At 60.3% G+C, this 14580-nt stretch carries 16 protein-coding genes; 12 read left to right on the top strand and 4 right to left on the bottom strand.

The window, feature by feature from the left end; all coding sequences use genetic code 11:
* Window positions 1–22: 22 nt before the first annotated feature.
* The gene (locus tag ABEB22_RS04820) at window positions 23–982 is read right to left on the bottom strand and encodes an acetyl-CoA carboxylase carboxyltransferase subunit alpha (protein ID WP_350936824.1); all 960 of its coding nucleotides are present in this window, start codon (window positions 980–982) and stop codon (window positions 23–25) included.
* Between the two features lie 123 nt (window positions 983–1105).
* Here ABEB22_RS04820 and ABEB22_RS04815 point away from each other — a divergent pair, with 123 nt between their 5' ends.
* Window positions 1106–1573 carry a GyrI-like domain-containing protein gene (locus ABEB22_RS04815; RefSeq protein WP_350936629.1) on the top strand — a complete coding sequence of 156 codons (468 nt, stop codon included), beginning with the start codon at window positions 1106–1108 and terminating at the stop codon, window positions 1571–1573.
* Here the strand turns inward: ABEB22_RS04815 and ABEB22_RS04810 are convergent, their stop codons facing one another.
* Window positions 1574–2530: an L-malyl-CoA/beta-methylmalyl-CoA lyase gene (locus ABEB22_RS04810; RefSeq protein WP_339114007.1), complete on the bottom strand. Its 957-nt coding sequence runs from the start codon at window positions 2528–2530 to the stop codon at window positions 1574–1576.
* Between the two features lie 302 nt (window positions 2531–2832).
* Between ABEB22_RS04810 and dgcN the strand changes: the two genes are divergently transcribed.
* The 3 genes from dgcN (at window position 2833) to ABEB22_RS04795 (ending at window position 5826) form a co-directional block, all read left to right on the top strand.
* Window positions 2833–3858, top strand: coding sequence for an N-acetyltransferase DgcN (dgcN, locus tag ABEB22_RS04805; protein WP_350936624.1), 1026 nt, complete (start codon window positions 2833–2835; stop codon window positions 3856–3858).
* A 118-nt stretch (window positions 3859–3976) separates the two neighbouring features.
* Complete coding sequence (gene dgcA / locus ABEB22_RS04800) at window positions 3977–4942, top strand: N-acetyl-D-Glu racemase DgcA (protein WP_406871123.1); 966 nt, start codon at window positions 3977–3979, stop codon at window positions 4940–4942.
* 20 nt (window positions 4943–4962) lie between these two features.
* On the top strand, window positions 4963–5826 hold the full coding sequence (locus tag ABEB22_RS04795) for a D-amino-acid transaminase (RefSeq protein ID WP_350936621.1): 864 nt from the start codon (window positions 4963–4965) through the stop codon (window positions 5824–5826).
* A gap of 77 nt (window positions 5827–5903) precedes the next feature.
* On the opposite strand, the gene ABEB22_RS04790 is transcribed toward ABEB22_RS04795, so the two are convergent.
* Window positions 5904–7460: a calcium-binding protein gene (locus ABEB22_RS04790; protein ID WP_406870942.1), complete on the bottom strand. Its 1557-nt coding sequence runs from the start codon at window positions 7458–7460 to the stop codon at window positions 5904–5906.
* A 125-nt stretch (window positions 7461–7585) separates the two neighbouring features.
* Window positions 7586–8341, bottom strand: a complete 756-nt coding sequence (locus ABEB22_RS04785; RefSeq protein ID WP_339114011.1) for an N-formylglutamate amidohydrolase — start codon at window positions 8339–8341, stop codon at window positions 7586–7588.
* Between the two features lie 155 nt (window positions 8342–8496).
* Here ABEB22_RS04785 and pyk point away from each other — a divergent pair, with 155 nt between their 5' ends.
* From pyk to ABEB22_RS04745, 8 genes are all read left to right on the top strand, one after another.
* The gene (gene pyk, locus ABEB22_RS04780) at window positions 8497–9951 is read left to right on the top strand and encodes a pyruvate kinase (RefSeq protein WP_339114012.1); all 1455 of its coding nucleotides are present in this window, start codon (window positions 8497–8499) and stop codon (window positions 9949–9951) included.
* Between the two features lie 131 nt (window positions 9952–10082).
* Window positions 10083–10319, top strand: coding sequence for a hypothetical protein (locus ABEB22_RS04775; protein ID WP_339114013.1), 237 nt, complete (start codon window positions 10083–10085; stop codon window positions 10317–10319).
* A 134-nt stretch (window positions 10320–10453) separates the two neighbouring features.
* Window positions 10454–10654, top strand: a complete 201-nt coding sequence (gene rpmI, locus ABEB22_RS04770; protein ID WP_339108460.1) for a 50S ribosomal protein L35 — start codon at window positions 10454–10456, stop codon at window positions 10652–10654.
* Window positions 10655–10672: 18 nt separating this feature from the next.
* Complete coding sequence (gene rplT / locus ABEB22_RS04765) at window positions 10673–11032, top strand: 50S ribosomal protein L20 (RefSeq protein ID WP_339114014.1); 360 nt, start codon at window positions 10673–10675, stop codon at window positions 11030–11032.
* 236 nt (window positions 11033–11268) lie between these two features.
* Window positions 11269–12324 carry an acyltransferase family protein gene (locus ABEB22_RS04760; protein ID WP_406870941.1) on the top strand — a complete coding sequence of 352 codons (1056 nt, stop codon included), beginning with the start codon at window positions 11269–11271 and terminating at the stop codon, window positions 12322–12324.
* 89 nt (window positions 12325–12413) lie between these two features.
* Window positions 12414–13496: a phenylalanine--tRNA ligase subunit alpha gene (pheS, locus tag ABEB22_RS04755; RefSeq protein WP_339114016.1), complete on the top strand. Its 1083-nt coding sequence runs from the start codon at window positions 12414–12416 to the stop codon at window positions 13494–13496.
* 222 nt (window positions 13497–13718) lie between these two features.
* Window positions 13719–14216 (top strand): hypothetical protein, encoded by a 498-nt coding sequence (locus tag ABEB22_RS04750; RefSeq protein WP_339114017.1) that lies wholly within the window; start codon window positions 13719–13721, stop codon window positions 14214–14216.
* A gap of 10 nt (window positions 14217–14226) precedes the next feature.
* The gene (locus ABEB22_RS04745) at window positions 14227–14520 is read left to right on the top strand and encodes a YrhK family protein (protein WP_339114018.1); all 294 of its coding nucleotides are present in this window, start codon (window positions 14227–14229) and stop codon (window positions 14518–14520) included.
* The last annotated feature ends 60 nt before the right edge of the window (window positions 14521–14580 follow it).

Genomic DNA, 14580 nt, shown 5'->3' with positions numbered 1-14580 from the left:
TACTGTCCGGCAGGGATCAGGATCAGGCCGCGAGGCCCTTGGATCCCATATCGAGGAATTTCTTGCGTCGCGACTTGACGAGCGCAGCACCGTCACGGCCAGCAAGCTCTTTCAGCATCGCGGTGATTTCCTTGGACACAGCGTCAAAGGTCGCGGCGCGGTCGCGCTGTGCGCCGCCCATCGGTTCCTTGATGATCCGGTCAATCACCTCGAGCTTTTTCAGATCCTGCGCGGTCAGGCGCAGCGCCTCGGCGGCTTCGCGCATTTTCTCGGCATCCTTCCACAGGATCGAGGCGCAGCCTTCCGGCGAGATCACCGAATAGATCGAATGTTCGAGCATCGCGACGCGGTCGCCTGCGGCAAAGCCCACGGCCCCGCCCGAACCACCTTCACCGATTACGATGGAGATCATCGGAACCTTGATGTTGAGGCAGGTCTGGGTCGAACGTGCAATCGCTTCCGATTGGCCGCGCTCTTCCGCGCCCTTGCCCGGATAGGCGCCGGGGGTGTCGATCAGAGAGATCACCGGCAGGCCGAACTTATCAGCCATTTCCATCAGGCGGATCGCTTTACGGTAGCCCTCGGGGCGCGCCATGCCGAAATTGCGCGCGATGCGCGAGGCGGTGTCATGGCCCTTTTCGTGGCCGATCACCACCACCGGCTGGTCGTTGAAGCGCGCAAGGCCACCCATGACGGCATGGTCATCGGCAAAGTTGCGGTCGCCTGCAAGCGGCGTGAATTCGGTGAAGAGCGTCTCGATATAGTCTTTGCAATGCGGACGCTCGGGGTGACGGGCGACCTGACATTTGCGCCAGGGCGAGAGATCCTTATACAGGTCTTTCAGCATCTGCGCGGCTTTCTTGTCCAGCGCGGCTGCTTCCTTCTCTACATCCATCTCATCGTTTGCCCGTGCCAAGGCGCGCAGCTCTTCGGCTTTGCCCTCGATCTCGGCAAGGGGCTTTTCGAATTCGAGATAGCTGATCATCGTGACCCTCCGGTTGGCTCGATGGCGCCTATATGACCTCGTGCGCATGGAAATGCAACGGTAGGGCTGTGAGGATGTGAAACCTATGCTACATGAGCCTCAGGTGGTGAGGAGAGTAGGATGATTGGCGAGGTCACTATTCGGGATGTTGCGGCCGTCCGGCTGGCAGGGATCGCGCATCGCGGAGCCTATGAGGATCTGGAGGAGGCGTTCGGACGTCTGGTCAATGTTTTCGAAGAAGGACTTTTGTGGCGTCATGTTCTGGGGGCGGCGGCTATAGGTTACGACAATCCGCGTGTGACCCCTGTGGACAAGCTGCGTTCGGATGCCTGTTTCATCGTGTCCGAGGGCTGTCCCATCGTCGCCCCCCTCAGGGAAATCCATTATCCCGAGGGCCGTTATGCGGTGTTGGAAGTGACAGGCTCCTACCGGCAACTACCGCAGGCCTATGCCAAGCTGGGCGACGAATGGTATCCGGCCTCGGGCGAGACCCATCGCGGGCTGGTGGCCTATGAGGTCTATCTCAACAATCCCGAAGAAGTGCCCGAGCGGGAGCTGCGGACAGAGATCCGGCTCCCGCTGACGTAATCACACGCCGATCATCTCGGCCTGTCGCACGATGACCTCGGCTTGACGCATCGAGGCGATATCGACAAGACGGCCCTTATAGACCGCCGCGCCAGCGCCTTCGGATTTTGCCTGTTCCATCGCCGCCAAAATCTCGCGCGCTTCTGTCACCGCTGCCTCGGAGGGCGTGAAGACCTCGTTGGCGAGCGCGATCTGTTTGGGATGGATCGCCCATTTGCCGACCATGCCCAGCGTGGCCGAGCGCAGCGCCTGTGCGCGGAAGCCCTCGTCGTCGGAGAAGTCGCCAAACGGGCCGTCGACCGGCAGGAGCCCATGCGTGCGGCAGGCCGCCACAATCGCTGTTTGCGCCCAATGCCACGGGTCGGACCAGTATTTCGCGCCCTCATGCAGCATATAGTAGTTTTCCTGCGTGCCCCCGATACCGGTGGTCGCCATCCCCATCGAGGCGGCAAAATCGGCGGCACCGAGACTCATCGCCTGCAGGCGGGGCGAGGAGGCCGCGATCTCCTCGACATGGGCGATACCGGCGGCAGATTCGATGATCACCTCGAGGCTGACCTTTTTCTGGCGGCCCTTGGCGGCTTCGATCGCGGTAATCAGCGCATCCACCGCATAGACATCCGCTGCGCAGCCGACCTTGGGGATCATGATCTGGTCGATGCGCTCCGAGCCTTCCTCCAAAAGCTCGACCACATCGCGATACCAGTAGGGCGTATCGAGCGCGTTGATCCGCACCGAGAGATACTTGGTGTTCCAGTCGATCTCGTGGCTGGCGGCGATGATGTTTTTGCGGGCAACCGCCTTATCATTGGGCGCGACGCTATCTTCGAGGTCCAAATTGATGACATCCGCCGCAGAGGCTGCCATCTTGGCGAAGAGCTTCGTGTTGGAACCGGGGCCAAAGAGCTGGCACCGGTTCGGGCGGGCAGGCGGGGTGGGCTGGATGCGGAAACTCATCGGTCCTCCGGTAATGATGTTTCTATCCTGATGCTTCGTTTGGTATATTGTTGCGAGCCGATTTTCAATGATTTTCTGCATTGCAGAATGAACGACTCGTTTATGCGGCACAGTCTTGCTTGAATCATTAAAATCACCGCTCAATCTCCGACGAATTTCCGGCATCGTGCAAATAAAATCGGCCAAATGGCCTTTTGACAAAATATATTTCAGAATTATCATTCGAATGATCCCCAAATACCAAAGAAATTTCATCGAAAAGAGCCTAGCTTAGGATCAACGACTAATTTGGAGGCCTTGTTATGGCGCTTATCGAAACCCCGTATCTGCTTTTCCTTGGTGACGCGCCGGACTCTCTGGCCGCGAAAGTGGCGCAAGGTATCAAGGACTGGCGTCCCGAGTTCGCCGTGGGCCAGTTCCGCATGGACGGGTGCAAGGCCGATATGGGTCTGACCGACATGACGCTGGACGAGGCTGTTGCGGCAGGCTGCAAGACGCTGGTGATCGGCGTGGCCAACCGTGGTGGCGTAATTTCCGCAGCATGGAAAGAAGTTCTGATTAAGGCGCTCGAAGCCGGTATGGATCTGGCCTCGGGCCTCCATAACCTGCTGCGCGAAGAAGCCGATCTGGTGGCCGCTGCCGAGAAACACGGCCGTCAGCTGCATGACGTGCGTATCCCTTCGGTGAAATATCCGATCGCCAATGGCGAGAAGCGCCGCGGCAAGCGCATGCTGGCCGTGGGCACCGATTGCTCGGTCGGCAAGATGTATACCGCGCTCTGCGTGGAAAAAGAGATGCGCGAGCGCGGCATGAAGGCCAGCTTCCGTGCCACCGGCCAGACCGGTATCCTGATCACCGGTGACGGTGTGCCGCTCGATGCCGTGATCGCCGATTTCATGGCCGGCTCGATCGAATATCTGACCCCCGATAACGACGATGATCACTGGGATCTGATCGAGGGTCAGGGCTCGCTGTTCCATGTGTCCTATTCGGGCGTGACCATGGCGCTGATCCATGGCGGCCAACCCGATGCGCTGGTGATCTGCCACGAGCCGACCCGTGCGCATATGCGTGGTCTGCCGGGCTACCAGCTGCCGTCGATCCAGGCCGTGGCCGATCTGGCGCTGCAACTGGCGCAGGTCGCGAACTCCGACTGTAAGGTTGTCGGTGTCTCGGTGAACACCAAGGATATGCCGGAAGCCGAAGCCAAAGCCTATCTGGCCAAGGTCGAAGCCGAAATGGGCCTTCCCGCAACCGACCCCTTCCGCTTCGGTGCCGGTCCGCTGGTCGATGCGCTCGAAGCTCTCGACGCCGTCGCCGCCGAGTAAGCCCTATACCCGCCGGGATCACGTCTCGGCGGGTTTTTACTGACACTCTCGCAAAAAGTCTTAGCTTGCCGGTCGAAGGGCCGTCAGAACGCATGGCCAGAGCCAGAGTGAGGAAGATATCATGATCAAAGTTACCCCCGACAGTTTCAAACTCGCCGAGGCATTCACCATCTCGCGCGGCTCGCGCACGCAATCCGACGTGCTGACCGTGCGGATCGACCGCGATGGCCTGACCGGCTGGGGCGAGTGCCTGCCCTATGCCCGCTACGCCGAGACGCTCGATAGTGTGACCGCGCAGATCAATTCGCTGCCCGCCGGTATCACCCGTATGGAGCTGCAGGAGGCACTGCCCGCCGGTGCCGCGCGCAATGCCGTGGATTGCGCGCTGTGGGATCTGGAGGCCAAGAAGGCCGGCAAGCGCGTCTGGGAGCTGGCGGGGCTTGCTGCACCCAAGCCGGAAGTGACCGCCTATACGCTCTCGCTCGATACAGTCGAGAAGATGCGCGAGAAGGCCGCGAAAAACGCCCATCGCCCCGTGTTGAAGATCAAGCTCGGCACACCTGACGATATTCCGCGTCTCGAGGCCGTGCGCGAAGGTGCGCCCAAGGCCAAGATCATCCTTGATGCCAATGAAGGCTGGGAGATGGAGACATTCCTCGATATCCAGAAACATCTGGTGCGCCTCAATATCGCGATGGTCGAGCAGCCCCTGCCTGCCGCCGCTGATGAGGGCCTGATGGGCGTCGAGCGTCTGGTGCCGATCTGCGCCGATGAAGCCTGCCATGACCGCGCCTCGATGGCGCATCTGCGCGGCAAATACGATATGATCAACATCAAGCTCGACAAGACCGGCGGCCTGACCGAGGCGCTTGCGCTGCGCGATCTGGCTCTGTCCGAAGGCTATAAGGTAATGGTCGGGTGTATGCTGGGCTCGTCTCTGGGCATGGCGCCCGCGACGCTCGTGGCGCAGGGGGCGGACATCGTCGATCTTGACGCCCCGCTGCTTCTGGCAGAAGACCGTGACCAGCCGCTGCATTACGAAGACGGTAAAGTTTATCCGCCCGAAGCGTCGCTTTGGGGCTGAGGGAAGAAGGAGTAAGGCCGATGAGCCGTATTGTTTATCTCAACGGTGAGTATATCCCCGAAGAAGAGGCCAAGGTTTCGATCTTCGACCGTGGTTTTGTCATGGGCGATGCCGTCTATGAGGTGACTGCCGTGATCGGCGGCAAGCTGTGGGATTTCGAGGGCCATGTGAAGCGTCTTGCCCGTTCGCTGAACGAGCTGGAGATGCAGAACCCGCTCAGCCGCGAAGAGCTTCTGGAGATCCACCGCGAGCTGATCGCACGCAATCCCGAGTTCATCGACGGCGGCATCTACCTGCAGATCTCGCGCGGCAATGCCGGTGACCGCGACTTCGCCTTCCCGCCCGCCGATGTGAAGCCGACCGTAGTGCTTTATACCCAAGCCAAGAACGGCCTGCTGGATGACCCCAAGGCCAAGAAAGGCATCAAGGTCATTTCCGTGCCGGATCTGCGTTGGCACCGTCGCGACATCAAGACCGTGCAGCTGCTCTACCCGTCGCTGGCCAAGATGGCGGCCAAGAAAGCGCATGTGGATGATGCATGGTTTGTCGAGGACGGCTTCGTGACCGAAGGCTCGTCGAATAACGTCTATATCGTGAAAAACGGCAAGATCATCACGCGCCCGCTGTCGAATGACATCCTGCACGGGATCACTCGTGCGGCGCTGCTGCGCTATGCGAGCGAAGCGCAGATGACCATCGAGGAGCGCCCCTTCACTATTGAGGAAGCACAAGCCGCTGATGAGGCCTTCTTCACCTCGGCCTCGGCCTTCGTGACGCCGGTCGTCGAAGTGGATGGCAAGCCGGTTGCGAGCGGCAAGCCCGGCCCCGTCGCCGTGCGCCTGCGCGAGATCTATCTGGAAGAAAGCGCCAAATCGGCGATCTGATCCTTTGCGATCCGCATATCTTCAGACAAAAGAAAACCCCGGCCGCAAGACCGGGGTTTTTGCATTGCTGCGCGGGGTCAGATGGCCGAGGTCACTTCGATTGTCGGCGAGTAATACTCGTCCGCTGTGACGCTGTAGAGCGAGATCTGCTGGCTCAGCGTTTCGAGGTCTTCCGTCACGCCATCCAGATAGACCACGGTCTCGCCATCGATCTTCACGCTTGTGCCGTTCGAATCCGCCGAGATCGTGAAGCCGTTCGGCGCCTCATCGGACACGAGTTCCAGAGCTTCGGGGTCATCCCCGCTGGCAGCCGTGCCGAAATCGGTAATGGTCACAGGGTCGCCGCCGCCCGTGACGGTGCTGACGATATACGCGTCGTTGCCAGCCCCGCCGGTCATCTCGTCCCCGTCATCGCCCACAAGCAGATCATCGCCCGCGCCACCTTCCAGCGTATCGGACTGGCCAGCCTGCTGATCGAGCGCGACCAGAAGATCATCGTTATAGCCGCCATTGAGGGAGTCCTCGCCGCTCGTGTCGACCAGAACGTCACTGCCGATATTGCCGCGCAGTGTGTCATCGCCATCCCCGCCCAGAATGGCGTCATTCCCCGCGCCGCCATCGATATAGTCGTCGCCATCTCCGCCCGAGCCGCCGAAGAAGCCCTCGTCCTCGAGCGAATTGACCAGATCCCCGAGCGCATCGCCCACGGCATCCGGATCACCGGGGTCGACCGAGTCGAGATCGAGCGCGTCGAGATCGAGCGTGTCGAGCGCGTCCGCATTGCTGTCATCGCCGCCTTCGAGCATGAGCGTGTCGTCACCATCATTGCCCAGGATCGTGTCGCTGCCATCGCTGCCGTGGATCCAGTCGCGCCCCGCAGTGCCTTGCGTGACCTCACCGGAGGCGCTCACCTGCAGGACGGGGCTCGTGTCCTCGACGGTTTCTTCAGCGGCGGTGTTGTCGCCGGTGCCATCATCCACGGCCACGCTGTCGTCATCATCGGTAGCTGTGTCGTCCGTATCGCTCGCATCCTCGTCCGAGCTGTCGTCACCTGTGGTGCTGTCATCCACGGCCACGCTGTCGTCATCGGTCACGTCATCATCGGTGGCTGTGTCGTCCGCATCGCTCGCATCCTCGTCCGAGCTGTCGTTACCAGTGGTGCTGTCATCCACGGCTACGCTGTCGTCATCGGTCGCGTCATCATCGGAGGTTGTGTCTTCCGCGTCGCTCGCATCCCCGTCGGAGCTGTCGTCACCAGTGGTGCTGTCATCCACGGCTACGCTGTCGTCATCGGTCGCATCATCGTCGGAGGTTGTGTCTTCCGCGTCGCTCGCATCCCCGTCGGAGCTGTCGTCACCTGTGGTGCTGTCATCCACGGCTACGCTGTCGTCGTCAGTCACGTCATCATCGGTGGCTGTGTCGTCCGCGTCGCTTGCGTCCCCGTCCGAGCTGTCTGCGCCGGAGCTGTCGGTATCTGTCGTAGTATCATTCGCGACTACGTTGTCGTCGGACTCATCCGCGCCTGAATCGAGCTGCTGATGATGGTCGTCATCGTCCTCATCATCCTTGAAGTGATCGTAAACGCCCCAGGTGAATGCCATCGGAAGAAGCGAGAGAAGTAAAAGCGCGCCCATAACCTGTTCCACAAACTATAATGGAACCTTTTGGAGCACTTCGTTTATGGTTTAGTCAATCTTAATCGAATACAGGGGTAAAAATCGCAGCTTATGGAAACAGTTGGGTGCTTCGGGTATGATTGTTATGGGTTCTGGAGGCTGTCCAATGCCTGTGTCAGAAGCGGAGCAAGCCGCGCGGCCCAACCCTTCTGCTGCTCTTCCGTTACAATCAGGTCCTGCCGCAGTTCGATCAGCGTATTGAGGCGTCCCGATTGCAGCGCATGGCGGTCGATGGAGTCGCCCGCGAGATGGCCTTTATAGGGTTCGTTATCGCCGGTCGGGATATGTTGGGCATGTAGCGCCGCGATCAGCGGTTCGGCCAGACGGCGGTCGCGCGGGTCCGACAGGATCCCCACCTGCCACGGCCGCGGCGGGCGTCCGCGCAGCTGCGGTGTGAAGGAATGGATCGCGCAGATCACGGTATCCTCGCGTCGCGCGGCAAGTGTCTCCAGCGCCGCGTGATAGGGGCGGTGCAGGCGCTCCAGACGGCGGGCCTTCTCGGTGCGGTCGGCATGGCGGTTGGCGGGGATGATCGTCCCGTCATAAAGCTTCATCAGGAGCGTGGGGTCGGCCTCGCCGCGGTTCGGGTCGATGACGAGCCGCGAGAAATCCGAACTGATCATCGGCGCGCCCATGAGATCGGCCAGTGCACGGGCCACCCCCAGCGCGCCCGGATCATAGGCGATATGGCGCCCCATATCTTCGGGCGGCAGCCCCAGATCGCCGCCATTGATCCAGTCGGGCACATGGTTGGTGGCGTGATCACAGGTAATCAGCCAGCGCGACGCTCGGTCGATGCCGTGGATAAGGAAGGCAGGGTTGGTCGGGGGTGCGGTCATGGGGAAGCGTCCGATGTCACGTATTCTTAGTTTTATTACTGCATTGACGTGAATAAGCGAGCCTGCCCCGAAGTGCCAGTTGATCCTGCGACAAAATTGCGCAATACCTTGGGCCGGCCCACGACTAAATTGTAATTCCTAGCCAACGAGGTCGCATGAGACGCCTTCGCAAAGTAAAGATCGTCGCCACTCTGGGCCCTGCATCTTCCGATTATGAAACCATTCGCGGTCTGTTCGAAGCCGGAGCCGATGTGTTCCGCCTGAACATGAGCCACGGGACGCATGACGAGCAGCGCGCGCGCTACGACATCATCCGTCAGGTTGAAGAAGATCTGGGGCGCCCGATCGCCGTGCTGGCGGACCTTCAGGGTCCCAAGCTCCGCGTCGGGGTGTTCGCAGAGGGGTCGGAAGATCTCGTGGAGGGCGATGCCTTCCGTCTAGATCTCGACGAGACCGCCGGGGACAAGACCCGCGTCTGTCTGCCCCATCCCGAAATTTTTGCAGCTCTCGAGGCTGGCACCACGCTTTTGGTCAATGACGGCAAGATCCGCCTGAAGGTCGAGAAATGCGGTCCGGATTTCGCCGATTGCACCGTGACAGTGGGAGGGACCATCTCCAACCGCAAGGGCGTGAACGTGCCGGATGTGGTTCTGCCGATCCCCGCATTGTCGCCCAAGGACAAGAAGGATCTGGAATTCGCCTGCCAGCTGGGCGCCGACTGGCTCGCGCTCAGCTTCGTGCAGCGTGCCGATGACGTGCTCGAGGCGAGAGCTATGGCGCAGGGCCGTGCTCTCATTCTGTCCAAGATCGAGAAACCGGCCGCCGTGAAAGCCTATGACGAGATCCTTGAGGTCTCCGACGGGATCATGGTCGCGCGGGGTGACCTTGGCGTCGAACTGCCTGTGCAGAACGTGCCGCCAATCCAGAAGAAGCTGGTGCGCAAGGCGCGTGCGGCAGCCAAGCCCGTGATCGTCGCGACGCAGATGCTGGAATCGATGATCGAGAGCCCGATGCCGACCCGCGCCGAGGTCTCCGATGTGGCGACCGCCATCTACGAAGGTGCGGATGCGGTGATGCTGTCGGCGGAATCTGCGGCGGGCCGCTATCCCATCGAAGCGGTCAAGACGATGAACAATGTCGCCGAGCAGGTCGAAGGCGATTCGACCTATCGAGAGGTCATCAATTCCAGCCGGACCTTCACCGCTGCGCGTCGTCAGACCGTTGCGGACGGGATCGTGGCCGCAGCCCGCGAGATCGCGGAGACCACCGATATCGCGGCGATCAGCTGCTACACCCAGACGGGGACCTCGGTGCGTCTGGTGGCGCGCGAGCGTCCGCAGGTGCCGATCGTCGCACTGTCTCCGGTGACGAAGACACTGCGCAAGATCTGCCTCACTTGGGGTGTGCATGCGATCAAATCCGAAGAGGTTGGTCGCTTCAAGATGGCCGTGGTCAATGCGGTCCGCGCGGTGCGCGATGTGGGGCTGGCCGAAGAAACCGACCAGATCGTCGTGGTGGCGGGTGTGCCCTTCAATGTCGAAGGCACGACCAACATCCTGCGCGTGGCGCCCTGCGACGAGCGCCAGATCTTCCGCACCGAGCCGGAATAAGGCCACCATTGTCGCCCGGCGCGCCTGACGGCGCGTCCGCGGCGCGCGAAACCCTCTAGCCTAATCCCCACCCCGGACATACGCTGTCCGGGGTGGGTCTCTTTTACAGGGACGGTCGTGAGGGTGCGTCGATGCTGGCGGATATATGTCTGACCTTCGGTCTGCTGGTTCTGGTCTTTGCTGCTCCAGCGGGGGTTTCGGCCTACTCCGAGATGCAGCCGCCCAGATTTGCGGCGGTTACGGCGGTGTTGGGCGGCGTTCTGGTTCTTGTGGCATTCCTCATCGCGCCTGAGGGTTATGGCTGGGGCGATATCCCCGATGCCGTGGCCCGTGTGGTGGCGCAGGTTCTTTCGGGAGTAGGCTCCTGAAGGGGCGGAGGGCTTGAAATAAGGCTTGCAATAGATCCCGAACCTTTCTAGAAGGCGCGTTCTAGACGGCCGCGCGGCCGGCCACGAGGCATGCCGAGTCGCGCGTAAACCCCTCTTACGTTAAGGAGACGGAAATGCCCAAGATGAAGACCAAATCCGCTGCCAAGAAGCGGTTCAAGTTCACCGCGAACGGCCATGTCAAAGTTGGTCACGCAGGTAAGCGCCACGGCATGATCAAGCGGACCACGAAGTTCATTCGTAACACCGCTGGCACCATGGTCCTGTGCGACTCCGACGAGAAAATCGTCAAAAAATACATGCCGTACAACCGCTGATACTGGGAGACTTGAACTATGGCACGCGTTAAATCCGGTAAGGTCACCCACGCCCGTCACAAGAAGGTCCTGAAGGCCGCAAAAGGTTACTACAGCTCGCGCTCGCGTAACTTCCGCACCGCCACTCAGGCCGTCGACAAGGCAAACCAGTACGCAACCCGCGACCGTAAGGCGCGCAAGCGTAATTTCCGCTCGCTCTGGATCCAGCGTATCAACGCAGGTGTCCGCGCAATCGACGCCGAAATGACCTACTCGAAATTCATCAACCTGCTCGCAGTTGCCGGTATCGAAGTGGACCGCAAGGTTCTCGCCGATCTGGCCGTCCACGAGCCGGAAGCCTTCGCTGCAATCGTTGCACAGGCAAAAGCAGCAGCCTGATCGCTGCCGCACCGATGAGTTCTTGAAAGCCCGTACCGAAAGGTGCGGGCTTTTGCATGTGTTAAGCGTCGTTTCCGACAGAAGCTTGCTGCAGCGCAGCAAACGTGCTTTATTTAATTTGAATTTATTTTCACCATTTCAGCCCCGCAGGAGTGATTATGCTCGCTAGTGGTCTAGGCCGGAAAAATTTCCTTGCAGCCGGCAATTCGAAAACGACGAAGCTGGCTTCGTACCCGATGTTCGACTGGCTGCGTTTTGTATTGGCGTCGCTGGTGGTCATGGTCCATGCGCATCTGCCAGGTATACCGGGACACGCCGGAGGTCTGTCGGTAGGGGTGTTCTTTGCGCTGAGCGGCTGGCTGATCGGGTCGATCCTGCTTCGGACCTCGGTGACGGATCTGCCACATTTCTTCTTCAATCGCGCGACGCGGATCTGGCTGCCCTACGCTGCGGCAGTCGCACTGCTTTACACCGCCGCCGCTGTGCGCGAGGGCACCGGCTTTTTCTGGCTGAAATATCTGGTGATGGATCTGACCTTCACCCACCAGATTTTCACCATTTTCCCCGTGGCGAAATTCGAAATGCCGCTCGACGGGTCCGGTAACCAGTTCTGGAGCCTTGCCGTCGAAGAGCAATTCTATCTTTGGGCGCCCTTGGTGATCATTGGCCTGCCATGGGGGCGTAAAGCACTGACTTGGGTTGTGGTCTCTGCGGTGCTTTTGTCGGTCTACCCCTATTTCGGAAATATTGCTCTGGGCGTTCTGGCTGCCATCTTGCAGCGCGACTATGACCTCACGGAGCGTCCGTGGGTGCGGCGACTGACAGTGTTAGTGGCTCTCGGGCTTGGTTTCCTGTTGTTTGGACCTGTGGATGTCTCTGTGCCGCCCGCAGTGCAGGCATTGTTCTGTGTATCGGTTGTGCTGGCGCTGTCGCAAAGCGGCCCGCGGTCTTCTGTGGGTAAGTTCTTGGGCGGGATTTCTTTTCCGCTGTATCTTAACCACTGGCTGGGGCTGGCGCTCTGCCACGGGATCGCCAATCAGTTCGGGCAGGGGGATGCGCTCTGGCTGCCCTTCGTGCAATATGCAGCGGCTTTCGCGATTACGCTGCCAATGTATCTGATGATCGATTGCGTGGTCACGAAGCGCCGGTCGGGCTGGTATAATGCAGTGGTCGGACGTCGCGTGATGTTTGCGGCCTACGCGCTTTTTGCCGTTGGAATGCTTTCGGGCGTGCTGATGTATACTTATGGTCCGCATGCCGAGCTTCCCCAGACCATCGCCTTGGCAGAGTGAATGCGGCTTCGGGCGGGGTTCTGCGCGAGAGCCGCTTGAATTTCGCCCCTGACAGGGCTAGCAACGGCTCCGACATTATGGAGAGGCAGATGAACGATCTCGACCAGCTTCGCACGAAGTATCTTTCCGGCGTGGCGGATGCCGCGGATGAGGCAGCTCTGGAAGAGCTGCGTCTGGCTGGGCTTGGCAAAAAAGGCGAAATCAGCCTGATGATGCGCGAGCTGGGCAAGATGAGTCCGGAAGAAAAGCAGACCTTCGGCAAGGCCCTCAACGAGCTGAAAAACGAGATTGACGCCGCTCTGCGCGAGAAGAAACAGGCGCTGGCCGATGCGGCTCTCGAGGCGCGCCTGCAAGACGAGTGGCTCGATGTTACCCTGCCGGGCCGTCCGCGCCGCCAGGGCACCATCCACCCTGTCTCTCAGGTGATGGATGAGGTGACCGCGATCTTCGCGGATATGGGCTTCTCGGTGGCCGAAGGACCGCAGGTCGAAGATGACTGGCATAATTTCGACGCGCTCAACATCGCGCCCGAGCACCCCGCCCGCCAAGAGCATGACACCTTCTTCATGCATCGCGACGAGGGCGATGACCGCCCGCCGCATGTGCTGCGCACCCATACCAGCCCCGTGCAGATCCGCGCGATGCAGGAAAAAGGCGCGCCGATCCGCGTGATCGCGCCGGGCCGTGTCTACCGCATGGATATGGACCAGACCCATACGCCGATGTTCCACCAGATCGAGGGGCTGGCGATCGGCCGCGACATCTCGATGGCGAACCTGAAATGGGTGCTGGAAGAGTTCTGCAAGGCCTTCTTCGAGGTCGATAATGTCGAGCTGCGCTTCCGCGCCTCGCATTTCCCGTTCACCGAGCCCTCGGCCGAGGTCGATATCCGGTGCTCGTGGGAAGGCAAACAGCTGAAGATCGGCGAAGGCGACGGCTGGATGGAGATCTTGGGCTCCGGCATGGTCCACCCCAAGGTTCTCGAGGCTGCTGGCGTGGATTCTACCCAATATCAGGGCTTTGCCTTCGGGATCGGGATCGACCGTCTGGCGATGCTGAAATACGGCATCCCCGATCTGCGCGCATTCTTTGACAGCGATCTGCGCTGGCTGAAACATTACGGCTTTGCGCCGCAGGATATGCCCAGCGTTCTGGGCGGCCTGAGCCGCTGATCTTCTTTACGCTTTCGCACAATGCCGCGCCTTCGGGAGCGGCATTGCGCATTTCTACCCAGGCGAAAGCTCTGCCCAAGAAATGGGCAACGAGCAGCATCCCGCCGACGGTTTGCCCCGATATTAACAGCTTGGTCATCAACTTCACGCCAAGTGGCTAGCCGCACCGCCATGGCCCGCTATGGTCGATGGAAACGCAAATTGACGAACCGGAGGGATCTCATGAGCTGGGGTGGTTTGATATTTCTGATGGTGCTGGGCTGTGTCGTCAGCCTCGCGGGCCAGCTATATGTCTGGGGCAAGGGCCCGACGCGCACGCGCGACGCGGAGTATGAGGCGGGGATCACCCGCATCGGTGCGGCAAGCCTTGGCGGGGTAATCCTGTTCATCTTCCTGCTGGCCATTGGGGTGGATAACATCTCGCCGCTGGCAAGCTATATGGCCTTCGCTACCGGTATCTGTGTCACGCTGGTCATTGCCTGGGCCGATACACGCCAGACGATGAACGAGCGCAACTATGATCTGGGCATGAAATATGACGCCGTGATGTTTGTCGTGGCCGCGATGCATGTGGTCTTCGGGATCATGATGGGGTCGTTCGGCTGGAATTTCGATATGCTCAGCCTAATCTTTGTCGAGCTGGTGATCGTTCTGGTCAGCGTGATCTTCCGCTCGGTCTTCAAGGCCGCTGCCAGCGAGGCGGGAGAGCACGCCCACTAACGGGTGCTCGATGAAAATATCCGGAAAGCCACTGTTTCACCGCGATCAACGCGGTGATTCACATGAAAAACGCAAGCTCTATGCCGCCTATGAACTCGCCTATACGCTGGTCGATTTCGGGGCGGCATTCTGCTTTGTTGTGGGGTCGGTCATGTTCTTCTCCGAGGCATGGATGACACCCGGCACTTGGCTGTTCCTGATCGGCTCGATCCTGTTTGCCGCCAAGCCGACGATCCGTCTGGTCCGCGAAATCCGGCTTTTGCAGATGGGCGATGCAAAGGATGTCGCGAAGCGGCAGGACTGACCTTCCCATCGGGTCCCTTATCGGCTAGGACAGGCCCGCATCCCGTACGGGGAATAGACG

The organism is Thioclava sp. 'Guangxiensis' (assembly GCF_045348365.1).
GTDB lineage: Bacteria > Pseudomonadota > Alphaproteobacteria > Rhodobacterales > Rhodobacteraceae > Thioclava > Thioclava kandeliae.
The sequence above is the reverse complement of the archived record's forward strand: the minus strand, read 5'-3'. Positions and strand labels throughout refer to the sequence as shown.